Origin of the sequence: Kitasatospora sp. NPDC049285 (assembly GCF_040678815.1) — a bacterium.
GTDB lineage: Bacteria > Actinomycetota > Actinomycetes > Streptomycetales > Streptomycetaceae > Kitasatospora.
Map to the genome: position 1 here is coordinate 26,687 of NZ_JBFAQR010000030.1, position 24,875 is coordinate 51,561.

24 protein-coding genes and 1 pseudogene are annotated in these 24,875 nt (G+C 74.6%); 21 read left to right on the forward strand and 4 right to left on the reverse strand.

Going from position 1 to position 24,875, the window contains the following annotated elements:
• The first annotated feature begins 51 nt into the window (after nt 1-51).
• The 6 genes from AB0K51_RS20165 to AB0K51_RS20190 all read left to right on the forward strand — a co-directional run bounded on the left by AB0K51_RS20165 (nt 52) and on the right by AB0K51_RS20190 (nt 6,109).
• Nucleotides 52-1,008 carry an ABC transporter ATP-binding protein gene (locus AB0K51_RS20165; RefSeq protein WP_363457090.1) on the forward strand — a complete coding sequence of 319 codons (957 nt, stop codon included), beginning with the start codon at nt 52-54 and terminating at the stop codon, nt 1,006-1,008.
• Nucleotides 1,009-1,093: 85 nt separating this feature from the next.
• Nucleotides 1,094-2,278, forward strand: coding sequence for an acyl-CoA dehydrogenase family protein (locus AB0K51_RS20170; RefSeq protein ID WP_363457093.1), 1,185 nt, complete (start codon nt 1,094-1,096; stop codon nt 2,276-2,278).
• A 53-nt stretch (nt 2,279-2,331) separates the two neighbouring features.
• Nucleotides 2,332-3,468: an LLM class flavin-dependent oxidoreductase gene (locus AB0K51_RS20175; protein ID WP_363457096.1), complete on the forward strand. Its 1,137-nt coding sequence runs from the start codon at nt 2,332-2,334 to the stop codon at nt 3,466-3,468.
• The gene (locus AB0K51_RS20180) at nt 3,465-4,445 is read left to right on the forward strand and encodes a hypothetical protein (protein WP_363457099.1); all 981 of its coding nucleotides are present in this window, start codon (nt 3,465-3,467) and stop codon (nt 4,443-4,445) included. The genes AB0K51_RS20175 and AB0K51_RS20180 overlap by 4 nt, the downstream gene beginning before the upstream one ends.
• A 57-nt stretch (nt 4,446-4,502) precedes the next feature.
• The gene (locus AB0K51_RS20185) at nt 4,503-5,018 is read left to right on the forward strand and encodes a flavin reductase family protein (protein ID WP_363457102.1); all 516 of its coding nucleotides are present in this window, start codon (nt 4,503-4,505) and stop codon (nt 5,016-5,018) included.
• The gene (locus AB0K51_RS20190; RefSeq protein WP_363457105.1) at nt 5,009-6,109 is read left to right on the forward strand and encodes an LLM class flavin-dependent oxidoreductase; all 1,101 of its coding nucleotides are present in this window, start codon (nt 5,009-5,011) and stop codon (nt 6,107-6,109) included. Before AB0K51_RS20185 ends, AB0K51_RS20190 begins: the two co-directional genes overlap by 10 nt.
• Nucleotides 6,110-6,156: 47 nt before the next feature.
• Here AB0K51_RS20190 and AB0K51_RS20195 read toward each other — a convergent pair whose 3' ends face one another.
• Together AB0K51_RS20195 and AB0K51_RS20200 are read right to left on the reverse strand one after the other, a co-directional pair.
• Nucleotides 6,157-6,705, reverse strand: a complete 549-nt coding sequence (locus AB0K51_RS20195) for an LURP-one-related family protein (protein WP_363457107.1) — start codon at nt 6,703-6,705, stop codon at nt 6,157-6,159.
• 70 nt (nt 6,706-6,775) lie between these two features.
• Nucleotides 6,776-7,030: a lipopolysaccharide assembly protein LapA domain-containing protein gene (locus AB0K51_RS20200; RefSeq protein ID WP_363457109.1), complete on the reverse strand. Its 255-nt coding sequence runs from the start codon at nt 7,028-7,030 to the stop codon at nt 6,776-6,778.
• Nucleotides 7,031-7,157: 127 nt separating this feature from the next.
• On the opposite strand from AB0K51_RS20200, the gene AB0K51_RS20205 reads away from it, so the two are divergent.
• From AB0K51_RS20205 to AB0K51_RS20230, 6 genes are all read left to right on the forward strand, one after another.
• A complete protein-coding gene (locus AB0K51_RS20205) occupies nt 7,158-8,162 on the forward strand; it encodes an aldo/keto reductase (protein WP_363457112.1) in 1,005 nt (334 codons plus the stop codon).
• A 10-nt stretch (nt 8,163-8,172) separates the two neighbouring features.
• Nucleotides 8,173-8,757, forward strand: coding sequence for a TetR family transcriptional regulator (locus AB0K51_RS20210; RefSeq protein ID WP_363457115.1), 585 nt, complete (start codon nt 8,173-8,175; stop codon nt 8,755-8,757).
• A 160-nt stretch (nt 8,758-8,917) separates the two neighbouring features.
• Nucleotides 8,918-9,628: a hypothetical protein gene (locus AB0K51_RS20215; protein WP_363457118.1), complete on the forward strand. Its 711-nt coding sequence runs from the start codon at nt 8,918-8,920 to the stop codon at nt 9,626-9,628.
• The gene (locus AB0K51_RS20220) at nt 9,618-10,256 is read left to right on the forward strand and encodes a class F sortase (protein WP_363457121.1); all 639 of its coding nucleotides are present in this window, start codon (nt 9,618-9,620) and stop codon (nt 10,254-10,256) included. Before AB0K51_RS20215 ends, AB0K51_RS20220 begins: the two co-directional genes overlap by 11 nt.
• A 77-nt stretch (nt 10,257-10,333) precedes the next feature.
• Complete coding sequence (locus AB0K51_RS20225) at nt 10,334-10,939, forward strand: TetR family transcriptional regulator (RefSeq protein ID WP_363457123.1); 606 nt, start codon at nt 10,334-10,336, stop codon at nt 10,937-10,939.
• A gap of 116 nt (nt 10,940-11,055) precedes the next feature.
• Nucleotides 11,056-12,510 carry an FAD-dependent monooxygenase gene (locus AB0K51_RS20230; RefSeq protein WP_363457126.1) on the forward strand — a complete coding sequence of 485 codons (1,455 nt, stop codon included), beginning with the start codon at nt 11,056-11,058 and terminating at the stop codon, nt 12,508-12,510.
• Nucleotides 12,511-12,573: 63 nt separating this feature from the next.
• Here AB0K51_RS20230 and AB0K51_RS20235 read toward each other — a convergent pair whose 3' ends face one another.
• Nucleotides 12,574-13,365, reverse strand: coding sequence for a hypothetical protein (locus tag AB0K51_RS20235; protein ID WP_363457129.1), 792 nt, complete (start codon nt 13,363-13,365; stop codon nt 12,574-12,576).
• Nucleotides 13,366-13,563: 198 nt separating this feature from the next.
• Here AB0K51_RS20235 and AB0K51_RS20240 point away from each other — a divergent pair, with 198 nt between their 5' ends.
• From AB0K51_RS20240 to AB0K51_RS20260, 5 genes are read left to right on the forward strand one after another with little or no spacing between them, the layout of a single operon-like run.
• Nucleotides 13,564-14,907, forward strand: a complete 1,344-nt coding sequence (locus AB0K51_RS20240; RefSeq protein WP_363457132.1) for a sugar ABC transporter substrate-binding protein — start codon at nt 13,564-13,566, stop codon at nt 14,905-14,907.
• On the forward strand, nt 14,904-15,764 hold the full coding sequence (locus AB0K51_RS20245; protein ID WP_363457135.1) for a sugar ABC transporter permease: 861 nt from the start codon (nt 14,904-14,906) through the stop codon (nt 15,762-15,764). Before AB0K51_RS20240 ends, AB0K51_RS20245 begins: the two co-directional genes overlap by 4 nt.
• Complete coding sequence (locus AB0K51_RS20250) at nt 15,761-16,588, forward strand: carbohydrate ABC transporter permease (RefSeq protein ID WP_363457138.1); 828 nt, start codon at nt 15,761-15,763, stop codon at nt 16,586-16,588. The genes AB0K51_RS20245 and AB0K51_RS20250 overlap by 4 nt, the downstream gene beginning before the upstream one ends.
• Before the next feature lie 5 nt (nt 16,589-16,593).
• Entirely contained in the window at nt 16,594-18,348 is a 1,755-nt protein-coding gene (locus AB0K51_RS20255) for a glycoside hydrolase family 36 protein (protein ID WP_363457141.1), read from the forward strand.
• A gap of 27 nt (nt 18,349-18,375) precedes the next feature.
• The gene (locus AB0K51_RS20260) at nt 18,376-19,404 is read left to right on the forward strand and encodes a LacI family DNA-binding transcriptional regulator (protein ID WP_363457144.1); all 1,029 of its coding nucleotides are present in this window, start codon (nt 18,376-18,378) and stop codon (nt 19,402-19,404) included.
• A 28-nt stretch (nt 19,405-19,432) separates the two neighbouring features.
• Here the strand turns inward: AB0K51_RS20260 and AB0K51_RS20265 are convergent, their stop codons facing one another.
• Complete coding sequence (locus tag AB0K51_RS20265; RefSeq protein WP_363457147.1) at nt 19,433-20,476, reverse strand: polysaccharide deacetylase family protein; 1,044 nt, start codon at nt 20,474-20,476, stop codon at nt 19,433-19,435.
• 243 nt (nt 20,477-20,719) lie between these two features.
• On the opposite strand from AB0K51_RS20265, the pseudogene AB0K51_RS20270 reads away from it, so the two are divergent.
• From AB0K51_RS20270 to AB0K51_RS20285, 4 genes and pseudogenes are all read left to right on the forward strand, one after another.
• Nucleotides 20,720-21,994, forward strand: a pseudogene (locus AB0K51_RS20270) (LodA/GoxA family CTQ-dependent oxidase); the annotation flags it as partial.
• Between the two features lie 118 nt (nt 21,995-22,112).
• Nucleotides 22,113-22,718, forward strand: a complete 606-nt coding sequence (locus AB0K51_RS20275) for a LodA/GoxA family CTQ-dependent oxidase (protein WP_363457224.1) — start codon at nt 22,113-22,115, stop codon at nt 22,716-22,718.
• A complete protein-coding gene (locus tag AB0K51_RS20280) occupies nt 22,715-23,881 on the forward strand; it encodes a tryptophan 7-halogenase (RefSeq protein WP_363457227.1) in 1,167 nt (388 codons plus the stop codon). Before AB0K51_RS20275 ends, AB0K51_RS20280 begins: the two co-directional genes overlap by 4 nt.
• Before the next feature lie 62 nt (nt 23,882-23,943).
• Nucleotides 23,944-24,840, forward strand: coding sequence for a DUF1963 domain-containing protein (locus tag AB0K51_RS20285; RefSeq protein ID WP_363457150.1), 897 nt, complete (start codon nt 23,944-23,946; stop codon nt 24,838-24,840).
• The last annotated feature ends 35 nt before the right edge of the window (nt 24,841-24,875 follow it).

The following is a 24,875-nucleotide window of genomic DNA, read 5'->3' on the forward strand; positions in this document are numbered from 1 at the left end:
GCCTGGCTCCCCAAGATCCGTTCCGCCCAACCGTCCCGGAGGTGCCGAGTCATGACTGCGTTGCTAGAAGTGCGGTCCCTGGAAGTGGAGTTCGACCGGGGCGTGCCCGTGCTCGACGGGGTGGACGTGGAGGTGCGGGCCGGGGAGATCCTCGGGGTGATCGGGGAGACCGGCTCCGGGAAGACCACCCTGGCGCGGGCGGTGGTGGGGCTGGCGCCGGTCGTCGCGGGCCGGATCGCCGTGGACGGACGGGACCGGGCCGGGCTGCGCGGCCGGGCGCTGCGCGAGGTCCGGCGGGCCGGGGCTGTGCAGTACATGTTCCAGGACCCGCTGCGCTCGCTGGACCCGGACCTGACGGTGCTCCGGCTGGTGGGCCAGCCGCTGGCGGTGGCCGGCGTCCGGGCCGCCGAACGCCGGCCGCGGGTGCTGGAGGCACTCGACCTGGTGGGCCTGGACCACGCGCTCGCCGACCGCCGGCCGGGACTGCTCTCCGGCGGCCAGCGCCAACGCGTCGCGCTGGCCCGGGCGATCGTCACCCGTCCACGGCTGCTGCTCGCCGACGAGCCGGTGTCCGCACTGGACGCGTCCAACCGCAACCACGTGCTGCGGCTGCTCGACGACCTGCGCCGGGAACTCGACCTCGCGGTGGTGCTGATCTCGCACGACCTGGAGTCACTGGCCGGCGTCGCCGACCGGCTGGCGGTGCTCTACCGGGGACGGATCGTGGAGAGCGGTCCCGCCACCGAGGTCCTGCGCCGCCCGCTGCACCCCTACACGGCGCTGCTGGCGGCCTCCGCCCCCGGCGGCGGTGCGGCTCGGCGCGCCGAACTCGCCGTGCTGCGCGGCCCGGCGCCCGACCGGCCGGACCGCTCCGCCTGCGCCTTCGCCCACCGCTGCCCGTTCGCCGACGCCGCCTGCGCACCCCGCCCGACCGACACCACCCCGCTCCCGGGCCGGACCGTGGCCTGCCACCGAGCCGCCGACTGGCGTGCGCACCTGCCGTCCTGACGGCCCGTCCCGCCCCGTCGTACCTGACGGCCCGTCAGTCCGTCCGTCTCGCACCGACCCACACCCCGCCCCGGAGGGCCGCCCGATGACCGTCTTCGCCCCGCCCGTCGCCCCGCCCGGGTTCCCGGCCCCCGCGCTGGACCGGCTGCCGGAGCTGACGGCGGCCCTGGCCGCCTGCGCCGCCGCGCACGACCGGGACGCCGAGCTGCCGCTCGCGGACTTCGAACTCGTCCACGGGGCAGGCCTGTTGACCGCGACGGTGGCCGCCCGGCACGGCGGCCCCGGGGCCGGTCTCGCGGACACCGTGCGGATCCTGCGGGCGCTCGGCGCGGGCGACCCGGCGGTGGCGCTGATCGCCGCGATGACGCTGTTCACCCACGCCGCGGAGGCCCGCGCCCCGCACTGGCCGGCCGGACCGCTCGCCGACCTGCTCGCCGAGTCCGCGCGCCGCCCGGTCCTGGTGAACGCCCTGCGGGTGGAACCCGAACTCGGCAGCCCGGTCCGCGGCGGCCTGCCCGCGACCACGGCCCGGCGCCGCGGCGACGGCTGGGAGCTGACCGGCCGCAAGATCTACTCGACCGGCGCGTGCCTGCTGGACTGGCTGCTGGTGTGGGCCGCCACCGACGAGGAACGGCCCCGGGTCGGCTCGTTCCTGGTCCGGGCCGGCAGCCCGGGCGTCACCGTCGACCCGGTCTGGGACCACCTGGGCCTGCGCGCCTCGCGCAGCGACGACGTCCGGTTCGAGGCCGTCCCCGTCCCGGGCGACCGGGTCGCCGGACTGTCCCGCCCCGGCGCGGACGGCGGGCGCGACCCCGTCGGCGGCGCCTGGAACAGCCTCGGCCTGGCCGCGCTGTACCTGGGCGTCGCGGGCGCCGCCCGGGACTGGCTGCTCGGCTTCCTGCACGAGCGGACCCCGAGCGCGCTCGGCGCGCCGCTGGCCTCGCTGCCCCGCTTCCATAGCGCCGTCGGCGAGATCGAGGTCGCGCTGGCCGGAGCGAACCGGCTGGTCGACGTGCTCGCCGCGGCCGTCGACGCGGGCGAGCCCGGCGCCGCCGAGCAGGCGGGCGGCGCGAAGGTCCTCGGCACCCGGGCCGCGATCGACACCGTCCAGCAGGCGGTGGCCCTGGTCGGCAACCACGGCCTGACCCGCCGTCACCCGCTGGAGCGCCACCTGCGCGACGTGCTGTGCGCCCGCGTCCACACCCCGCAGGACGACTCGGTGCTGCTCGCCGCGGACCGCACCGCCCTCGGCCGGAGCCGCCCGGTCTGACCGGCCACCAACTTCCCTTCCCCCGAACCGCATCAACCGAGAGGACCACTGCCATGCCCGTCGAGTTCGTCGGCATGATCTCCACCCACGACGTCTCCGAGACCCGCCCGGCCGCCGGCCCGGTGGTGGACGTCGACTACACCCGCCGGTTCGCCCAGGCGCACGAGCAGGCCGGCTTCGACCGGATCCTGATCGCCCAGTCCTCGGCCAGCCCGGACCCCAACCAGGTCGCGGCGTTCGCCGCCGCGCACACCGAGCGGCTGGGCCTGCTGGTGGCGCACCGCCCCGGCTTCCTCGCCCCGACCGTCGCGGCCCGCACCTTCGCCACCCTCGACCAGTTCTCCGGCGGCCGGGTCGCGGTGCACATCATCACCGGCGGCCACGACGCCGAGCAGCGCCGCGACGGCGACTACCTGACCAAGGACGAGCGCTACGCCCGCACCGACGACTACCTGACGGTGGTGAAGAAGGCCTGGACCGAGGACGCGCCGTTCGACCACGAGGGCTCCCACTACCGGCTCGCCGACTTCCACTCCGAGGTGCGGCCGGTGCAGCAACCGCGCATCCCGCTGTACTTCGGCGGGTCCTCCGAGGCCGCCTACCGGGTGGGCGGCAAGCACGCCGACACCTTCGCGCTGTGGGGCGAGCCGCTCGCCGAGACCGCCGAGCAGATCGACCGGGTGCGGGCCGCCGCCGCGGCCGCCGGACGCGAGGACGTGCCGGGCATCAGCGTCTCCTTCCGGCCGATCCTGGGCCGCACCGACGAGGAGGCGTGGGAGCGGGCCCGGGGCATCCTGGGCACCATCGAGCGGCGCGGCGACGCGTTCGGCGGCCTGCGGGCGGTGCTGCCGGTCGGCCCCGGCGCGGCGCCGCAGAACGTCGGCTCGCAGCGGCTGCTCGCCGCCGCCGCCAAGGGCGACCGGCACGACCGGGCGCTGTGGACGGCCACCGCGAAGGCCACCGGCGCCGCCGGGAACTCCACCGCGCTGGTGGGATCCCCGGAGACGGTGGCGCAGGCCCTGCTGGACTACGTGGACATCGGCGCCACCACGCTGCTGATCCGCGGCTACGACCCGCTGGACGACGCGATCGACTACGGCCGCGAACTGCTGCCGCTGGTCCGCCAGGAGGTCGCCCGCCGGGACGCCGCCGCGACCGCCGCCGTCCCGGCCACGGCCGGCGCCCGATGACCGCGCCCGCTCCCACCGCCGCCGGGCCCGGCCCGGCGGCGGTGCCGGACGGCCACTGGGAGCCCGCCCCCGGCACGGCCGTCCGGGGCACCGTGGTCCTGCTCCCCGGCCGAGGCGAACACCCGGGCGTGTACGCCCGGTTCGGCCGACGGCTGGCCTTCGACGGCTACCGCCTGCTCGTCCCCGCCACCGCAGGGCCGTCCCCGGCGGACCCGCGCCACGACGCCCCGTCGGGCACGGAGCCGACGGACCGTCAGAACTCCGGCTCCGGCGTGGGCCACGGGGACGGTTCCGATTCCGGCCCCGGCTCCGCGTATGCGGCGCGCGCTCACCGACCCGGAGCGTCCCGGAGCCCGGCGCCGACGGACCGTCATGTCCCGGTCCCGGCAGGCGTTGCGTCCGGGCGCGCGGCCGCCGTGTTCGCGCGGGCCCGGGCCGAGCAGGCGGGTGGGGGGCCGGTGGTGCTGGCGGGGTCCGATCTCGGGGCGCTGCTCGCGCTGGTGCTCGCCGAGGCGGTCCGCCCGGACGGGCTGTTGCTGGGCGGGCTGCCGGGAGGCGGAGCGTCCGACTGGACGGGGGACGAGCTGTCCGCGCGGACCGCGTGCCCCGTCCACCGCGGGCTGCTGGCCGCCGATCCCGCCTTCCGGCCCGGCGCGCTGCTCGACCCGGTGCCCGCCGCGCTGGCCGCCGCGGCGGCGGAGAGCCGTCCGGCGGTCCCGGTGCTGGCGTTCCACGGGCTGGCCGACCCGGTCGCGCCGGTCGGCGCGCTGCGGGAACTCGCGGTGCGGCTGCCGTTCGTGGACGCGGTGGTGGTGGCCGACGGTCGCCACGACGTGTTCAACGACGCCGCCCACCGCAGCGTCGCCGCCCGCACCGTGCTGTGGCTGGAGCAGCTGCGGGCCGGCCTCGACCGGCCGCCCGCCCCGCCCCACCTGCTCACCCCGCTCACCCCCGACCCGGCCGCGGCGCCCGTCTGACACCCGTCCGCACCCCGTCCCCACCGTCCCCGTCCGTCCCCGGAAAGGACCGCGATCATGACGACGCTCGACGAACGACCGTCCACCGCGACGCCCGCCGACCTGCTGCGCCGCACCCTGCGCCGGCACGCGTCCGGGGTGGTGGTGATCACCGTGCCCGGACCGGCCGGGTTCACCGCCACCTCGTTCACCTCGGTGAGCCTGGAGCCCGCGCTGGTCTCCTTCTACCTCGCCGAGGGGGCGTCCACGGCGCCGGCCGTGCGTGCGGCCGAGGCGTTCACCGTGCACGTGCTGCGCCGCGAGCAGGAGGAGCTGGCCCGGGCGTTCGCCCGCAGCGGCACCGACCGGTTCGCCGGGGTGCCGTGGAGCACCGGACCGCACGGCACGCCGCTGCTGGACGGCGCCGCCGCGTGGCTGACGGCCCGTCGGGTGGGGCTGCACCAGGTCGGCGACCACCTGCTGGTGGTGGGCGAGGTGGTCGCCGCGGACGCGCCGGGCGGGGATCCGCTGCTGCACCACGACGGCGGGTTCGGCGGGTTCGCACCGTCCTCGGGGGAGGGCACGTGGCGCTGACCGTGCACTGGTTCCTGCCGACCACCGGCGACAGCCGCCAGGTGGTCGGCGGGGGCCACGGCTCCACGCCGGGGGCGTCCGGCTCGGACCGGCCGCCGTCCCTCGGCTACCTGGGCCAGATCGCCCGGGCGGCCGAACAGCTCGGCTTCACCGGGGTGTTGACCCCGACCGGGCCGTGGTGCGAGGACGCCTGGCTGACCACCGCGATGCTCACCGGCCAGACCGAACGGCTGACCTTCCTGGTGGCGTTCCGGCCCGGCCTGGTCTCGCCGACCCTGGCGGCCCAGATGGCGGCGACCTACCAGAACCTGTCCGGCGGCCGGCTGGCGCTGAACGTGGTGACCGGCGGCGAGTCGCAGGAGCAGCGGGCGTACGGCGACTTCCTCGACAAGGACGGGCGGTACGCGCGCGCGGGGGAGTTCCTGTCGGTGACCGGGCGGCTGTGGCGCGGCGAGCGGGTCGACCACGAGGGCCCGCACCTGCGGGTGGCGGGCGCCCGGCTGACCCGGCTGCCGGACCCGGTGCCGCCGGTGTACTTCGGCGGTTCGTCGGCGGCGGCGGAGCAGGTCGCCGCCCGGCACGCCGACGTGTACCTCACCTGGGGGGAGCCACCCGCGCAGGTGGCGGCGAAGAACGAGCGGATCCGGTCGCTGGCGGCCGCGCACGGGCGCACCCCCCGGTTCGGCGTCCGGCTGCACACCATCACCCGGGACACCTCCGCCGAGGCCTGGGCCGAGGCCGACCGGCTGCTCGCGGGCATGGGCCCGGACCGCATCCGCGAGACCCAACTCGCCCTCGCCCGCAGCGAGTCGGAAGGTCAGCGGCGGATGCGGGAACTACACGGCGGGTCGGCCGACCGGCTGGAGGTGTACCCGAACCTGTGGGCCGGCTTCGGCCTGGTGCGCGGCGGCGCGGGCACCGCGCTGGTGGGCAGCCACCAGGAGGTCGCCGACCGGATCGAGGAGTACCACCGGCTGGGCGTCGACGAGTTCATCCTGTCCGGGGTGCCCCACCTGGAGGAGGCCTACCGGGTCGGCGAGGGCCTGCTCCCGGTGCTCGCCGACCGGGGCCTGCTCGCGGCGGACCGCTGACCGGAGCGCTGACGGACCGCTGACCGGTCCGCCGCGTCGGCCGGCCGTCAGTCGCCCGGGTGGGACATGGTGTCGATGGCGATCGCGGCGGCCAGCACGGTCGCGTGGTCGGTGTCGGGGCCGACGTCGATGCCGTAGGTGTCGCGGACCCGGAACCACTTCTTCGAGACCTCGGCGACCTTGATGCCGTCGCGCTCGATCGTGTACTCGTGGTCCAGCACGTTGCCGTGGCACCGCAGCTCCGGGCCGTCCTCCTGCTGGATCCGCCAGCGGTCGCGGACCGGGCCGACCAGGGCCTTCTTCACCATGGCGACGCGATGGCCGTCGGCGTCCTCGATCTCCATCGAGTCCTTGATCCGCAGCGGGCGGCTCTGCACGGTGGCGACCTTGTGGCCCGTGCGGTCCTTGATGGCGAAGGTCTTGCGCATCCGCAGCGCCTTGCCGTCGACCTTGTACACGTGGTCACCGGAGTCGTCGTCGATCCAGAAGTCGTCACCGATCGCGAGCACCTTCTGCCGCATCCGGTAGCGGGTCACGCCCTCGCCGTGCTCGAACGCGTCGTTGGCCTGTCGACGGGCCCGTCGTTCCTCGAACATCCTGGCGTCCTCTCCTCGGCGGTGGGCTTGCGCCCCTTCCCGTTCCCGGGCCGGCGGGCTGCCGGCGCGGTCAGCCCTTGGCGCGGCGGCGGGCGAGCAGCCAGCCCAGGGCCATGCCCACCAGGAGCGTGACCAGCAGGACCAGCCAGAGCGGGAGGGTGACGGTCGGGATCCAGAGGCGGATCTGCACCGAGGCGGTGTTGACGGCGATGAACCAGATCGCCAGCACCGCGAGCACGGCGAACGCGATGGTGCGGATGCGGACGTCGCGGCCGCGGACGTTGACCGTCGGCGGACGCCCCGAACTGCTCGTCTTGTCAGCCATACGGACCATTATGTGAGCAATGTCCGCCTCCGGCCCGGTCAGGGGAGGGGCCCGTGCGGGAAGGTCTCGAGGAGAGATGGACTGACAGATATTGAAATCTGTCAGTCCATTGTCGTACGGTGGAGCCATGGAGAACACGAAGCTCGGCACCGCCGGTCCGTCCGTCTCACGGCTGGGCCTGGGACTCATGGGGATGTCCGGCATGTACGGCCCGTCCGACCGGGCCGAGAGCATCGCCACCGTGCACGCCGCCCTCGACCAAGGCGTGACGCTGCTCGACACCGGCGACTTCTACGGCATGGGGCACAACGAGATGCTGCTCCAGGAGGCGCTGCGCGGCCGTGACCGCGACCGGGCGGTCATCAGCGTCAAGTTCGGTGCGCTGCGCGACGCGGACGGCGGTTTCCACGGCGTCGACCTGCGCCCCGCCGCGATCAAGAACTTCGTGGCGTACAGCCTGCAGCGGCTCGGCGTGGACCACATCGACGTCTACCGGCCCGCCCGGATCAGCCCCGAGTTCCCGATCGAGGACGTCGTCGGCACCCTCGCCGAGCTGGTCGACAAGGGCTGGATCCGCCACATCGGCCTGTCCGAGGTCGGCGCGCAGACGCTGCGCCGCGCCCACGCCGTCCACCCGATCACCGACGTCCAGATCGAGTACTCGCTGATCTCGCGCGGCATCGAGCAGGACATCCTGCCCACCGCGAACGAGCTGGGCGTCGCCGTCACCGCCTACGGCGTGCTGTCACGCGGCCTGATCAGCGGGCACTGGAAGCCGCAGGCCACGGCCGGCGACTTCCGCTCCCACCTGCCGCGGTTCAGCGGCGACGCCCTCGACCACAACCTCGCCCTCGTCGAGGCGCTGCGGAAGATCGCGGCGGAGAAGGGCGTGACGGTCGCCCAACTCGCCATCGCCTGGGTGCTCGGCCGCGGCGACGGCCTCGTCCCGCTGATCGGCGCACGCCGCCGCGACCGCCTCACCGAGGCGCTCGGCGCCCTCGACGTATCGCTCACCCCGGCCGACCTCGCCGCCATCGAGGCGGCGGTCCCCGCGGACGCCGCGATCGGCGAGCGCTACGACCCGGCCCAGATGCGCATGCTCGACAGCGAACGACGAGACGGTGAACGATAACCTCGGGGCCATGACCGAACAGCTGACCGCCGAGCGCGTCCTCGACACCGCCGAGGACGTCCTGCGACGCTACGGCCCCGCGAAGGCGACCGTGGTGGACGTCGCCCGCGCGCTCGGCGTCAGCCACGGCACCGTCTACCGGCACTTCGCCACCAAGGCCGCACTGCGCGAGGCGGTCGCCGAACGCTGGCTGCTGCGCACCTCGGTGCCGATGGCCGCGATCGCGGACGACGCGTCGGTCCCGGCCCCCGAGCGGCTGCGTCGGTGGGTCCGCGCACTCAACGCGACCAAGCGCCGCTACGCCGCCGACGACCCGGAGCTGCACCACACGTTCCGGCAGCTGGTCGGCGACCAGACCGGCATCGTCACCGCGCACGAGGACGAGCTGGCCGGGCAGCTCACCCGGATCATCGCGGCGGGCGTCGCGGCGGGCGAGCTCACCGCCGCCGACCCGGCCACCGCGGGCCGCGCGGTCTTCCAGGCCACGGCCCGCTTCCACCACCCGGCGCACTCCGCCGACTGGACCCTGCCGGGCAACGACGCCGACCTCGACGCCGTCGTCGACCTGATCCTCGCGGGGCTCGCCCCGCGCTGACCCGGCTGGATGCTGAGGGTTCGTCAGAACCCGGCGGTGGTGGGCCGAAGCGGTGAAAGTGGGGCCCGCCCGGGCCGCGCGTCCGGCGACGGCGGCCCGGGCGAGTGACGATGGCCGCAACCCGTCTGACCGGTTGTGCCGTCGCCACTGGGAGCCCCGTATGTCCATCGCCTCGTCCACCCGCCGACGCGTCAGCAAGGGCTCGGTCCTTGCGTGTGCCGCCGCCCTGGCGGTGGCCCCGCTCGCCCTGGCCGGGCCCGCCAGTGCGGCGCCCGGCGACAACGGCGACGTGAAGATCCACGACTCGACCACCGCGGTGGACAACCAGCGCGACGACCCGAAGGTGTGTCAGTTCTACCTGGACGCCTTCAACTTCGACACCATCCAGCTGGTGAGCTGGCAGATCAGCCAGCAGCCGCCCACCGGCACCGCGCTCGTCCAGTCGGGCAGCATCGTGCTGACCACGGGGGTCGGGCACACCGCCAACTACAGCCTGCCCAGCGGGCACTACAAGCTGGACTGGACGTTCGCCGGGGAGCAGGGCGAGGCCAAGCACAAGGTCTTCACCGTCGACTGCACCTCGCCGAGCCCCTCGCCCAGCCCGTCCGCCAGTGCCTCGCCGAGCTCGTCCGCGAGCGCCTCGCCGAGCCAGCACTCGAGCCCGTCGGCGTCGACCTCCCCGTCGCCGACGCGCTCCGGGCCGCCGTCGTCCCTGGCGCCGGCTCCGCACGGCGGGGTCGAGGCCGGTGCGGGCGGGTCCGTCGACGAGGTGAGCCCCACGGAGATCGCGATCGGCGGCCTGCTGGGGGTCGGCGCTCTGTGGTTCGGCGTGCGGACTTACCGCCGTCACCGCAACACCGATGCGCGCTGATCGGCGACCCCGCCGGATCCGGGCGGCGGCCGCCACGGTGGCCGCCGCCATCCTCTGCGGAGCCTGGCTGGTGGACGACGGCCTGACCACGTCCCACCCGGCCGACCCGCCGCGCGCCGACGGCACGCCGGCCGCTCCGGCGGCCCCGACCGCCAGCCCGCACGCCCCGCTCGCCGCGTCGCCGCCGCGCCGCATCCGCATCCCGTCGCTCAAGGTGGACGCCCCCTTCACGGGCCTGCACCTCGACGAGGGGGGCCGGCTCGCCAGCCCGCCGGCCACCGCGCGCAACCTCGCCGGGTGGTACCAGGACGGCACCGCCCCGGGCGCGGCCGGCACCGCGGTCGTGGTCGGACACGTCGACAACCGGGCCGGACCGGCCGTCTTCTATCGGCTCGGCTTGCTGCGCAAGGGCCTGGACGTCGAGATCACCCGCGAGGACCGCGCCACGGCGGTCTTCACCGTCGACGACGTCCGCAGCTATCCCAAGGACGCCTTCCCCGACAACGAGGTCTACCGCAGCGACGGCCGACCCGAGCTGCGCCTCATCACCTGCGGCGGCCAGTACAGCCCGCACACCGGCTACCAGGCGAACACCGTGGTCTTCGCCCACCTGAGCGCCGTGCGGTGAAGGGGTCCGAACCGGCCTGATAAAACTTGCGGGGCACGCATCTTTGCGCGCCCCGCAAGTTTTGCTACTGTCGAGCCATGGGGTTGCGAGAGCGGAAGAAGGCCGAGACGCGCGCCGCGCTCAGCTGGGCGGCGATCCGGCTGGCCGTGGAGCGGGGGTTCGAGCACGTCCGGGTCGAGGACATCGCCGAGGCCGCCGGCGTCTCGCCGCGGACGTTCAACAACTACTTCTCCAGCAAGGGCGAGGCGATCGCCGCCCGCCACCTGGACCGCTGCCTGCGGGTCGCGGAGGCGCTGCGCGAGCAGCCCGACGAGCCGCTGTGGGAGGCGGTCACCCGGGCGGCGCTGCGGCAGTTCGCGCCTGACGCCCCGTCGACCGCCGACCCGGTGTCCGACGTGGCGAAGTGGACCGCGGGCGTGCGCGTGCTGATGGCCGAACCGGCCCTGCAGGGCGAGATGCTGCGGGCCGGGGCGATCGCGGAGGCGGAGATCGCCGCGGCCGTCGCCGACCGCACCGGCGCCGACCTCCGACGCGACCTCCACCCGCACCTCGTCGCGTCCGCCGTGATGGCCGCGACCAACACCGCCGTCGCCCACCACCTGCGCACCGATCCGCCGGTGGCCGTGCCGGACCTGCTCGCGGACGCCCTCGCGCAGTTCGAGGCGGGCCTGGCGACTCCGTAGTCCCTCCCCTCGGCACATCCCCCTCCCGGCGATCCACCCGGTCCTTCCGCAGGGCGGACACGCGCAGCCCGGCAGGCCGTCGGGCCGGTGTCCCCTGCCCGAAAAGGAGTCTGATCATGATCGACGTCGCCATCGCGGGCGCCGGACCCAACGGCCTGATGCTGGCCTGCGAGCTCGCCCTGGCGGGCGTGCGCCCGCTGGTGCTGGAACGCCTGGCCGAACCGTCCGAGGAACAGCGCGCCAACGGGCTGGTCGGGCAGGTGGTCCGGATGCTCGACCGGCGCGGCCTGTACGAGCGGCTGACCGCGCCCGGGGCGATACCCGAGCCGACGCCCGGCTTCGTCTTCGGGGCGTTCCCGCTCGACCTCAGCGACCTGCCGGAGAACCCGCTGTACGTCCTGCCGGTGCCGCAGCGGCGGATCGAGCAGATGCTGGCCGAACGCGCCGCGGAACTCGGCGTCGAGGTCCGCCGCGGCCACGAGGTGGTCGGCCTGACGCAGGGTCCGACGTCGGTGACGATCGAGCTGCGCGGACGGGAGCCGGTCGAGGCGGCGTACCTGGTCGGCGCCGACGGCGGGCGCAGCGCCGTCCGCAGGCTCGCCGGGATCGACTTCCCCGGCGTGACCACCGACGACTCGGTGTCGCGGACCGGCCACGTGGGCGTCACGCCGGAGCAGGTCGGCCCCGACGGCGGGCTGATCGTGCCCGGGTTCGGCGTGGTCCCGCCGTTCCGGCACCTGCGCACCGAACGCGGCCTGGTCGCCTGGGCGCCGTTCCCGGGCCGCACCCCGCTGCTCTCCACCGTGGAGTGGGACCAACCGGCCGAGGGCGAGGCCTCGTTGGACGAGCTGCGGGCCAGCGTCGGGCGGGTGCTCGGGGCGGACGTGCCGCTGGGCGTGCCGACCGGGGAGGGCCCGCACCTGATGCGCCGGCTGTTCGGCGGCAACACCCGGATCGCGGCGCGCTACCGGGCGGGCCGGGTGTTCCTGCTCGGGGACGCCGCGCACGTGCACTCGGCGATCGGCGGCCCCGGACTCAACCTGGGCCTGCAGGACGCGGTCAACCTCGGCTGGAAGCTCGCCGCGGCGGTGCACGGCCACGCGCCCGAGGGTCTGCTGGACAGCTACGAGGCGGAACGGTCGCCGGTGGCACGGCGGGTGGCCATGCACACCCAGGCGCAGACGCTGCTGGTCCGCCCCGGCGGCGACGTCACCGCGCTGCGGGAACTCCTCGGCGAGCTGATCGCCCAGCCGACGACCCGTCAGCACCTCGCCGACCTGCTGGCCGGTGCGGACGTCCACTACCCCATGGGCCGGGCGACCGGCCCGCTGGTCGGCCGCTGGGCCCCGGACCTGCCGGGCCTGCGCGAACTCACCCGCACCGCCCGCCCGTTGCTGCTCGACCCCACCGGCACCCTGGACGCCGGCCGCTGGGCGACGCACGTCGACACCGTGACCGTCCCGCAGCTCGACACCGCGATGCTGCTGCGCCCCGACTGCTACGTCGCCTGGCAGGGCGACACGGCCGAGGGGCTGCACGAGGCGCTCGGCACCTGGCTCGCCGCGGCCTGACCGGCGGGCGGGGCGGCCGGAGCGCAGCGCTCCCCGGCCGCCGCTGACGGTCCGTCAGGTGTGCTACGGGGCCTGGACGGTGGCGGTCGCACCGGGCGTGACGGTGACGGTGGCGTAGCTGTAGACGGTGCCGTCGACGGTCCTGGTGGCGGCGGGCTGCGGGACGCCGTTGACGGTGAGCGTGGGGTGGCTGCCGGGGATCCGGGCTTCCCAGGTGTAGGCGTCGGTGCCGGCGGTGTTGGTGAGGGTGGACTTCGTCGCACCGTCGTGGCGCAGGCGGAAGGTGTTGTGACCGATCGCCAGGTCGTCGATCTGCAGCCAGTCCGTGCCGGTGGGCAGGTGGGAGGCGGTGGTCAGGGTGCGGGCGGGGGCGTTCGGGTCGACGCCGAGCAGGCCCTCGACGGTCTGGCCGACCAGGGTGAAGGAGACCTCGGGGTAGTCGCCGTTGGGGCCCTGCCGGGTGACCACGTGCTGGTCGTCGCGCCGGTCGTAGACGTACTGCATCCACTTCCAGGCGGTGTCGTTGCGGTTGTAGGCGAAGAAGGTGTCGGGCAGGTAGGTGTAGGCCTCGATGTTGGTGGGCCGGTCGCTGCCGGCGGACTGCTGGTCGATGTAGTCGAGGTAGGCGTCGTTGCGGGGCCCGGCGTCGACCAGGTGCTTCATCGGCATGAACCAGCTGTTCTCCCGGCCCCAGCCGGTGATCGCGGCGCCGCTGGTGCTGTAGCCGCGGACCATGTCGGCGCCCGTGCCGGTCCCGCTCCAGGTGGTGTTGAAGTACGTCTTCAGGTCGGCGGCCTGCCGCGCGTACTGGGCGGAGAGCGCGCTGTCGCCCCGGCCGGCGGCGAGGTCGGCCATGGCGAGGAAGGCCTGGTACTGCGAGGCGATGGAGTCGCCGGCCTCGGCGAAGTGGTCGTCGCCGGTCTCGTCGTAGCTGGCCGCGCCGGAGAAGATGCCGAGGCCGGTGCCCTCGGCGACGCCGTTGGGCTTGGCGGAGTCGTGCAGGTCGATGAAGTCGCCAGTCGCCGCCGGGCGACCTGAGCAAGGGGGTAGGACATGGACATCTCTCGTCGGGGCATCCTGAGAGCGGGCGGCGCCCTCGCCGCGGGCGCCGGACTGACCGGCCTGACGGCCTGCAGCGGCTCGGGCGGGACCGGATCCGGCGGCGCCGGGTCCCCCGACCGGGGCGAGATCACGGTGTGGAGCTGGGCCGGCCCGGCGGCGGAACTGAAGGCGCTGACACCGGCGTTCAACGCCCAGTACCCGGACATCAAGGTGACGGTCGAGGACATCGGCAACCCGGCCATCTGGGACAAGATCACCACCGGCCTGGCGGCCGGCGGCACCGGCCTCGCGGACGTGCTGCACATCGGCGTCGACTACCTGCCCGGCTACGTCGAGAAGTTCCCCAACGGCCTGGCCGACCTCGGCAAGCTCGGCGCGAACCAGTACCGGGACGCCTTCGCGCAGGGCCTGTGGGCCACCGTCTCCGGCCGGGGCGGCCGGGTCAACGCCCTGCCGTGGGAGGCCAACTCGGCGGGCTTCTACTACCGCGCCGACGTGTTCGAACAGGCCGGGGTGGACGTGAAGTCCCTCGACACCTGGGACGACACGATCGAGGCCGGCAAGGTCATCAAGGCGAAGACCGGGAAGTACCTGCTCGGCATCGACAAGCCGGCCTCCCAGGCGGACGCCGCCAACTTCTTCCAGATGCTGCTCCAGCTCCAGGGGGTCTTCTACTTCAACCTCGACGGCGCGATCACCCTCGACTCGCCCGAGGCCGTCAAGGCGATGACGATCATCAAGCAGCTCAACGACGCCGGGCTGGTCAGCGACCTCTCCGGCGGATGGAACGCGCTGATCGCCTCGATCAAGGCCGGCACCGCCGCCGTCCTGCCCTGGCCGACCTGGTTCGGCGGGATCATCGAGGAGAACGTGCCGGAGGAGAAGGGCAAGTGGGGCGTGCGGCTGCCCCCGGCCGTGCGCCGCGGCGGCAGCACCGCCGCCACCGTCAACTCCACCCACCTGGCCGTCGCCGGCAGCAGCAAGCAGCAGGCCGCCGCCTGGAAGTTCGTCGAGTTCGCCCTCACCCGCCCCGCCTCGCAGGTGCGGATCTACCAGGACAAGGGCATCGCCCCGGCCCTGATGAAGGCCTACGACGACCCGGTCTTCCACACCCCGTCCGCGTTCTTCTCCGGCCGGCAGAAGGGCGAGGTGTTCCTGGCGGCCCTGCAGGCACCGTCCCCGGCCTACAACTACAGCGCCGACTACGCCCGCGCGCTCAAGGTCGTCACCGACGCCCAGACCAAGGTGCTGCTCAAGGGCGCCGACCCGGCCGAGGTGCTCAGGCAGGCCGCCGACCAGCTCGCCCAGCAGACGGGCCGCAAGGTCGTCCGATGAGCACCGGCCGCCGCCTCGCCCCGTACGCCTTCGTGCTGCCCGCGCTCGCCCTGTTCGCCGCGTTCAAGCTCTACCCGATCGCCTGGTCCTTCGTCCTGAGCCTCTACCGGACCGTCGACGGCGCCGACACCTTCGTCGGCGCCGACAACTACGCGCGGCTGCTGGACGACCCGCTGTTCTGGACGGCGCTGAAGAACACCGCCGTCATCCTGGTGATCCAGGTCCCGGTCATGCTGGCGCTCGCCACCGGGCTCGCCGTCGCCCTCAACTCCCGTCTGCTACGCGGCCGGACGCTGTTCCGGCTGGGGTTCTTCCTGCCCATGGTCACCGGCCTGGTCGCCTACGGCGTGGTCTTCTCCGTGCTGCTGAACGAGAAGTACGGGCTCGTCAACTGGCTGCTGCACTTCGCCGGCGTCGACGCCGTGCCCTGGCTGACCGACCCGCTCTGGGCGAAACTCTCCCTCGCCCTCGCGCTGACCTGGCACTACACCGGCTACAACGCGGTGATCCTGCTCGCCAGGCTGCAGACCGTCCCGCGCGAGCTGTACGACGCCGCGGCCGTCGACGGGGCCGGCGCGCTGGGCTCCTTCCGGCACGTCACCCTGCCCGGGCTGCGCCCCGCGCTGCTGCTCACCACCGTGCTGTCCACCATCGGCACCCTGCAGATCTTCGACGAGCCGTTCATCCTCACCCACGGCGGACCGGACAACGCCACCCTCACCATCGGCGTGTACCTGTACCAGAACGCCTTCAGCTACTTCGACTTCGGCTACGCCTCGGCCATCGCCTACGCCCTGGCCGTGCTGATCGGCATCCTCGGACTGGTCCAGTTCAAGGTGCTGGGAGACCCGTCATGACGCGCACCACCCGGGGCCGCGGCCTCGCGCTCAGCTGGGGCCTGGCGATCGCCCTGGCGGCCGTGCTGCTCCCGTTCTACTGGCTGGTGGTCGCCGCCACCCACAGCAGCGGCGAGATCTTCGACAGCCCGCCGCCGCTCACCCCCGGCGGCCACCTCGCGGCCAACCTGCGCAGCCTGCAGGACACCGCGCAGTTCGGCCGGGTGGTGCTCAACTCCCTGGCGATCGCGGCGATCTACACGCTGTGCGCGGGCACGGTGTGCACGCTGGCCGGCTACGCCTTCGCCAAGTACCGCTTCAAGGGCCGGGACGCGCTGTTCGGGCTGCTGATGCTGGGCCTGGTCGTGCCCGGCCAGGTCACGCTGGTGCCGCTGTTCAAGCTGATGGCGGACCTGCAGTGGCTGAACACCTATCAGGCGGTGATCCTGCCCAACCTGGCGCTGCCGTTCGGGATCTTCCTGATGCGCCAGTCGATGGGCGCCGTCCCCGACGAACTGCTCGACTCCGGCCGCATCGACGGCTGCGGCGAACTGCGGCTGTTCGTCCGGGTCGTGCTGCCGCCGATGCGCCCCGCCCTCGCCGCCCTCGGCATCTTCCTGTTCCTCTTCCAGTGGAACGACTTCGTCTGGCCGCTGATCGTGCTGCGCGACAGCGCCTCGCTCACCGTCCCCGTCGCCCTCGCCTCGCTCAAGGGCGTCACCGACACCGACTACGGCGCGATCCTCACCGGCACCGCCGTCGCCGCGATCCCGATGGCGATCGTCTTCCTCACCCTCCAGCGCCACTTCGTCTCCGGCCTGCTGGCCGGCGCCGTCAAGGAGTAACCACCGTGACCCCCCTGGCCCCCGAGGCCGTCACCACCGCCGAACTCGCCCCGGCCAGGTACGCGCCGCTGCTCGACACCGTCGAGATCGCCGTCCTCGCCGACGGCGCGGACACCGGATGGAGCCTGGACGACGCCGAAGCGGGCGTCAGAGTGCTGCGGATCGACGCGCCCCGGGCCGCGGTCGAGGTGCGCCTGTCCGTCCCGCTCGGCGACGCCGCCGGCTACTGGCACCCCGGCGCGGACTGGCGCCGCACCCTGGTCGCCGACTGGGCGGGCCGCGCCACCGTCAGCCTGGTCAAGGGACTGGCCGCCGGCAGCCTCTACGACCACACCGGCGCCACCCTGCTCACCTTCGCCACCGCCGACCCGGTGCCCGAAGTCGCCCTGCGCTACGGCGTCTCCGAGGAGAACGACACCCACGTCGTCCACCTCCACCTGCCGCCCGCCGACCGGCCGCACCGCCTGCTGCTGGTGCCCCGCGCGCCGACCGTGGCCGCGGCGCTGCGCCCGCTGCGGTCCTGGTACGCCCGGCACACCGCGACCATGCCCGTCCCGGAGGCCGCCCGCGTCCCGCTCTACTGCACCTGGTACGCCTACAACCAGGCGGTCAGCGCCGACCAGGTCGCCGCGCAGGCCCGGCTCGCCGCCGGCCTCGGCTTCGGCGCGCTCATCCTCGACGACGGCTGGCAGCGCCACGCCGCCGGCCGCGGCTACGCGGGCGTCGGCGACTGGACCCCCGACACGACCAAGTTCCCCGACCTCGCCGCCCACGTCGCCGAGGTCCGGGCGAACGGACTGCGCTACCTCGCCTGGGTCGCCCCGCTGCTGCTCGGCCCCGAGGCCGACTGCCACGACAGGTGGGCGCGCCACGCCCCCCGGGCCGCCGGCGTCCCCGGCGCCCACGTCCTCGACCCGCGCCACCCCGAGGTGCGCGCCCACGTCGTCGACACCTGCGTGCGCCTGGTCCGCGACTACGGCCTCGACGGCCTCAAGATCGACTTCCTCGAGGAGGCGATGGTCTACGCCCACGACGGCGGCGCCGACGTCGGCCGCGCCCTGCTCCAGCTGCTCGCCGAGCTGCGCACCGCGCTCGAAGCCGTCCGCCCCGACCTGCTGCTGGAGCTCCGCCAGCCCTACGTCGGCCCCGCCATGGCGGCCTTCGGCAACCTGCTGCGCTCCTTCGACTGCCCCGCCGACTCCACCGCCAACCGGGTGCGCACCCTCGACACCGCGCTGCTCGCGGTCGGCGGCGCCGTGCACAGCGACCCCGTGATGTGGGCGGCCGGCGCCCCCGTCGAGAGCGCCGCGCGCCAGCTGATCGGCGCCCTGCACGCCGTCCCGCAGGTCTCGGTCCGCCTCGACACCCTGCCCGACGCGCACCTCGACGCGCTGCGCTTCTGGCTCGCCGAGTGGCGGCGGCTGCGCCCGCAACTGCTCGACGGCACGGTGGAACCCGGCCGCCCGGACGAGCTGTGCACGCTGGTGGAGTCCGTCGCCGACGGCACCTGCGTGCTGGACGTGCACACCGAGCGGGCGGTGCCCGTCGCCCCCGCCGCGTTCACCGAAACCGTGCTGGTCAACGGAAGCGCCGCGAGCCGCGTCGTGCTGGACGTGCGGGACGGGCCGCACGTGGTCGAGATCACGGTGCACGGCCCCGACGGCCGTATCATCGAGCGGGTCCAGACCACCCTCGCCCCGGGCCTGTGCAGCGTCCAGGTGCCGCGGACGGGTCTGGCCCGGATCCGAAGCAAGGTGTGAGGCGGCCCGGTGGAGCACACGGACAACATGACGGACCGTCAGGCGAAGGGGAGGACGTTGAAGGTCGGCATCGTCGAGATCGCCGCTCACGCGGGCGTGAGCGAGGCGACGGTCAGCCGGGTGATCAACCGGCGTCAGGGCGTCGCCAAGACCACCCGGGACGCGGTCGAGCGGGCGATGAGCGAACTCGGGTACGAGCGCGCCGTCCAGGGCCAACTGGTGGCCGTGGTCACCGAGCACGTCTCCAACCCGTTCTTCGCCGACGCCGCCGAGCGCATCGAGGCCGCGCTCGCCCCGCACGGCCTCAAGACGGTGCTGTGCCCGGCCTTCCCCGGCGGCGTGCAGGAACGCGAGTACATCGGCGCGATCATCGACAAGGGCATCGCCGCGGTGGTGTTCCTGTCCGCCTCCAACACGGTCGAGGGCGCGGACACCGAGATCTACGAGATGCTGCGCTCGCGCCGCATCCCCTACCTCGGCGTCAACGGCGAGTTCGCGGACGGCGTGCCGGTGCCCGTCTTCTCCACCGACGACCGGCTGGCCGCCGAGCTCGCCGTGGACCACCTGCACCGGCTCGGCCACCGGGCCATCGGCATGGCCTCCGGACCCTCGGGCAACCACCCGGCCGACCGGCGGGTGCAGGGCTTCATCGACGCGATGGCCCGCCGCGGCATCGAGGACGCCCAGCGCCTGGTGATCCGTCAGTCCTACACCGTCGAGGGCGGACAGGCCGCCGCCGGCGCGTTGCTCGGCCTGGGCGCGACCGCGATCGTCGCCGCCAGCGACTACATGGCGCTCGGCGTCATCCGAGGCGTGCGCCGGCTCGGCCGCTCGGTCCCCGACGACGTGTCGGTGGTCGGCTACGACGGCACCATGATCACCGAGTTCACCGATCCGCCGCTGACCACCGTGCGCCAGCCCACCGACCGCCTCGCGCTGGAGGTCGGCCGCAGCGTGCTGGCGCTGGTGGGCGGCCGGGACACGCCCACCGGGGAGCTGCTCTTCGACCCCGAGCTGGTGATCCGGGCGTCCTCCGGCCCGGTGGCGGGGAGTTGAGGGTCCGTCGCCCGACGGGTCCGGGCCGTCAGGTGAGCGGCAGGCGGTCGACTCGGGCGAACTCGTAGCCCCGGTCGAGCAGGCCCTCGATCACGGCGGGCAGCGCGGCGGCGGTCTGCGAGCGGTCGCCGCCGCCGTCGTGCATCAGGATCAGCGAACCGGGCCGGGCCTGGTCCAACACGGCCCGGCTGATCGCCTCGGCGCCGGGCATCGACCAGTCGGCGGGTTCGACGTCCCAGAGCACCACGGTGGCCCCGTGCTCGGTCAGCCAGTGCAGTACCTCGGGGGAGCGGGAGCCGTACGGCGGGCGGAACATCCGCGGGCCGTCCCCGCCGACGGCCAGCGCGATCGCCTCGTCGGTGCGCTCCAGCTGGGCGAACAGCTCGCCCCGGGAGAGGTCCGGCAGGTACGGGTGCGACCAGGTGTGGTTGGCGATCTGGTGCCCGGCGGCGGCCATCCGCTCCAGCTCGGCGCGGTGCGCCAGCGCCTGCAGGCCGACGCAGAAGAACGTCGCGGGCACCCCGTAGCGGTCGAGCACGTCCAGGATCCGCCCGGTGTGCGGGGGGTTCGGGCCGTCGTCGAAGGTCAGCGCCACCACCGGGCGTTCGCAGCGGGCCTCCCACAGGCACCGGCCCGAGCGGCGCATCCGGTCGAGGTCGGCGGCGGCCGCGTCGATGTCCGCAACCGCCTGCTCGGCCCGCCCGGCCAGCGTGCCGGTGGCGATGCCGAGCCGGACGACCGCGCCGGGGTCGCGCACCGCGGCGCCCGCCAGCTCCGCCGCCGGGACGGAGCCGAAGGCCGGCCGGGCCGGGAGCACCCACGGGTCGGCCCGGAACACCGGCAGGCCGGCGTTCAGCAGACCGCCGTCGAGCAGCCCGTTGGTCGAGTCGATGACGGTCGCCAGCTCCTCGCCCGCGCGCGCGAACTCGCCCTGGAGAGCCAGGAGATGGTCGGTCAGCGCGCGGAGCCGGCCGGCCGCGAAGCGGGCCGCCGGTGCGGCCGGACGGCCCGCGTCGTCGAGCACGGCGACCTCGTAGCCGGACCCCGTCCAGGCGATTCCCGAAAAGCGCATCGTCGTTCTCCGCGGGGCCGGTCGCGGCCGGCCGCCGCGAGAACGGTTGGGAGCTTGGCGGACCGCCGCTCCGCCGTCAACCCGTCGCACAGGGCATGGAGCTGACGGGCAATCGTCCTGCGCAGGCGGGCCTGGTGTCGCTCGATCGAGCGAAGTCCGGGGCCGGGACGGCGATCTGGGCCGATGGGTCGTACTCGATCTGTCAGGGTGGGTGCGCGCCACCGACGAGAGGACTCACCGCCGATGACCGACGAGATCGCCTTCGCGAAGATCCACCCCGCGATCGGGGTCGCCCGGGTGGGCAACAGCACCCGGGCGGACGGCTGGTTCCACGGCCCCGAGACACCCTCGCCCGAACCGGCCGCGCCCGGCTCGCACAAGGACGACACCGGCGCGATCAAACGGCAGGCGGCGCGCTTCCGGATCTACGGCTACGACGCCGCGGGCCGCGTGGTGCGCGAACTCACCACCGCCGACCCGGGCGTGGCCATCGAGTGGGGCGTGCACGTCGCCAACCGGAAGGCCGCCTGGTACAACTTCGACCTCGCCTTCGACATCCCCGACATGGCCGGGATGAAGTCCGCCCGCCGCAACGCCAAGCAGACCGAGCGCGAGCACCTGGTCATCGACCCCGGCCGCAAGACCCTGCGGGCCGGCACCGCCGACCAGGTCGAGTTCACCGGCGGCACCTTCCTCGGCGTCCCCGTGCCGCTGGGCCGCATGCACACCGACGACCAGGGCCGCCTCGTCGTCCTCGGCGGCGCCGGCACCTCCGGCGCGCCCGGCGGCGAACAACTGCAGTCCTTCGGCAACAACGACGGCTGGTACGACGACACCTCCGACGGACCGGTCACCGCGACCGTCACGCTGAACGGCGCGCAGCTCCCGGTCACCGGCGCCTGGGTGGTGGTCGCCCCGCCCAACTTCGCGCCCGAGGTGAAGACCCTGCGCACCCTGTGGGACCTGCTCGACGACCTGTTCCGCGGGTCGGGCGGGCTCCCCGCCGACCCGGCCGTGAACTTCGCCCGCGACATCGAGCCACTCCTCCGGCGCTTCCACGAACTCCAGTGGGTCAACAAGGGGTTCGCCACCCACTACGGCCGCGGCGGCCCCGAGGACTTCCTCGCCCCCGCGCACCTGGACCGCCTGTCCAGCACCGCCGAGCGCAACCGCGAGCTGCGCCGGCAGGTCTACACCGCCATGCGCGACCACGCCCGTGACGGCCTGTCACCCCAGCCGTGGCCGTGGTTCTACGGCGACGCGATGGCCAGCCGGCCGAAGTCCCCGCTGCAGTACCTGACGCTCTCCGACACCCAGGTCGGACAGCTGGAGGCCTGGTCCAACGGCGAGTTCAGCACCGACCCCTGGCCCGGCTTCCCGCACCGCCTGGAGGACGCGCCGCTCGCCGACCAGCCGGGACTGCTGGACCGCGCCGCCCTCGACTTCTGCCTCGCCGACGCCTTCCACCCCGGCTGCGAGGTCACCTGGCCGATCCGGCACGCCACCCTGTACGAGGAGCCGCTGCGCGTCCGGCACCGCCCCGACGACCAGCCCGAACCCGACTACGGCCCCGAGCTCACCACCGCCCGCGCGCTCGGCGACGACGGCCCGCTGCACGCCCAGCCCCCCCGGCGGCCTGACCCGCTGGATGGCCATCCCCTGGCAGACCGACACCGCCAGCTGCCGCTCCGGCTACGAGTCCCAGGCGCTGCCGACCCGCCGCTACGACCCGCACGTGCCGACCTTCTGGCCCGCCCGCGTCCCCAACCACGTGCTCACCGACGCCGACTTCCGGATCGTCAACCAGGAGGACGGCCAAGGAGGTTCGGACGAGGAACGCGAGGACGCCTTCGCCCGCCGGGCCTCCTGGCTGCGCGGACTGCACGGCGAGTACCGCGACCAGCTGGCCCAGGCCGTGGCCGAGTGGTACCACTTCGGCATCGTCGAGCGCCGCCCGTACACCGTCGGCGACGGCAGGTTCCCCGACGTCCTGCAGGTCGAGTCCGTCCCCGGCTTCCCGCTGGATGGCGTCTCGCCCGACCGCAACCTGGTCACCCTGCACGTCCCCGAGGCCGCGGCCCTGGACACCGCCGCGTACGCCGGACTGCTCGGGGAGACCGCCGAGCGCACCGGGTACGGCACCCACGAGATCGCCGTCGGCTACATCGACAAGCTCGACCCGTTCGGCGAGGAGTCCACGAACGGGGGCGGGGCCAGCCGGGCGGAGGGCGGCGGTCAGTGAGTGCGGGCGCGGGCGCGGGTGTCGGTGCGGGCGTTGGTGTCGGCGGCGGTGAACTCCCGTGCTACGACGTGGTGGTGGCGGGCGGCGGTCCCGCCGGGGCGGCGGCCGCGCTCGCGCTGGTGCGGGCCGGGCGGACGGTGCTGCTCGCCGACGCCGGTCGCGGCCCCGTCCCGGTCGGCGAGGCGCTGCCCGCCGTCGCCCGGGTGCTGCTGGGCGACCTCGGTGCGTCGGCGGTCCTGACGGACGGTCACCTGCCGTGCCCGGCCAACCGTTCCGCGTGGGGGACGCCCGAACTCGGGGCGGTCGACGCCATCCTGGACCCGCACGGCCACGGCTGGCACCTCGACCGGCCGCTCTTCGACCGCCGGCTCCGCGCGCAGGCCCGCGCCCAGGGCGCCCGGTTGGCCCCTCGGACGGTGGCTCGCCCCGCCGCCCGGGCGGCCGACGGCACCTGGACGGTCGAGCTGCGCGGCGACGGGCACCGGCGCGCCGTGCGCTGCCGGTGGATCGTCGATGCGACCGGCCGGCGCGCCGCCGTCGCCACCGCGTGCGGGGCGCGGCGGCTGGTCCGGGACGGCCTGGTCGCCGTGCACCTGACGCTGGACCCGCCCGCGTCGCGGCCCGCCGACACCACGACCACCGTCGAGGCGGCCCCGGACGGCTGGTGGTACACCGCGCCGTTGCCCTCCGGACGGCGCCTGCTCGCCTGGTACACCGACGCCGACCTGCCCGGCGCGAGCCGTGAGCGGCCCGGGTTCGAGGCCCGGCTGGCCGCCACCCGCCACGTCAACTCCCTTGCCGCCGCCCACCCGTGGCCCCCGGACGCCAGGCCGCGCCGAGCCCCCGCCCACACCGCCCGGCTCGACACCGCGTACGGCGACGGCTGGACCGCCGCGGGCGACGCCGCCGCCGCGTTCGACCCGCTCTCCTCCCAGGGCATCCTCACCGCCCTCTTCACCGGCCTGCACGCCGGCCGGGCCGTCCACGCGCACCTCGCGGGCGACCCGCACGCGCTCCCCGCCTACACCGACACCCTCACCGCCGTCGGCGCCCACTACCTCCGCAACCACCGCACCCACTACACGCGCGAACAACGCTGGCCCGACCGGCCGTTCTGGCACCGGCGGCACCTGCCGGCTCCGGGTGGCGGCGGGCCGGGCTGACGGAGGGTGGGACTACGCTGCCGAGCAGTCAGGTCCGGCCGGTCAGCGAGGAGTACGTTTCGATGGTCCGCACGACACCGCCTCGGCCGGTCGACGTCGAGGAACTGTTTCCCGAACTGGCCGCGTACCGGGTGAACGCGGTGCGGCTGCACCCGCGGCGGGGCGAGCCGGGGGAGCGGGAGAGCTCGGTCGGGGGACCGGTGGTGTGGCCGCGCGGTGAGGCGTGGCCGCGCTGCGAGGAGGAGCACCCGGGGGCGGGGTACGCGCCGCCGGAGGGGGCGGGGGCGATCCCGCTGGTGCCGGTGGTGCAGCTGTTCGCCGCCGACGCGCCCGAACTCCCGTTCCCGGCGGGCACGGACGTGGTGCAGGTGCTGTGGTGCCCGTTCGACCACGAGGAGGACTACGCGCCGCGGCCCGCGGTGTACTGGTGGGACGGATCCCGCCCCGACCTCGCACCGGCCGACCCGCCCCGACCCGACGGTGCGCCCGAGGACTACCTCCCGGACCGCTGCGTGCTGCACCCGGAGCCCGTGGCCGAGTACCCGAGTTGGGACCTGCCGGCCGAGCTGCACGGGCGGCTCAGGGAGCGGTTCGACCGGCTCGAGGAGGAGACCGGGTGGTCGTACCAGCGGCACCTCTCGGTCCCCGACGGCATCAAGGCCGGCGGCTACCCGACCTGGACCCAGGAGCCGGACTGGCCGGACTGCCCGGGGTGCGAGCGCCGGATGGAGCACCTGCTGTCGATCGGCAGCGCCGAGTTCGACGGCGGGAGCTGGCGCGCCTGGCTGCCCATCGAGGACACCCCGGCCACCGGCACCGTCTGGGACCTGCCCTACGAGCGGCGCACCCTGGTCCAGGGCGCGCCCGGCCTGATGCTCGGCGACATGGGCGGCGTCTACCTGTTCACCTGCCCGCGCTGCCCGGACCGCCCGTTCGCGCACCGCTTCGACTGCTCGTGAGGGTGTCGGACGCCGCGCGCTGACGCCGCCGTCGG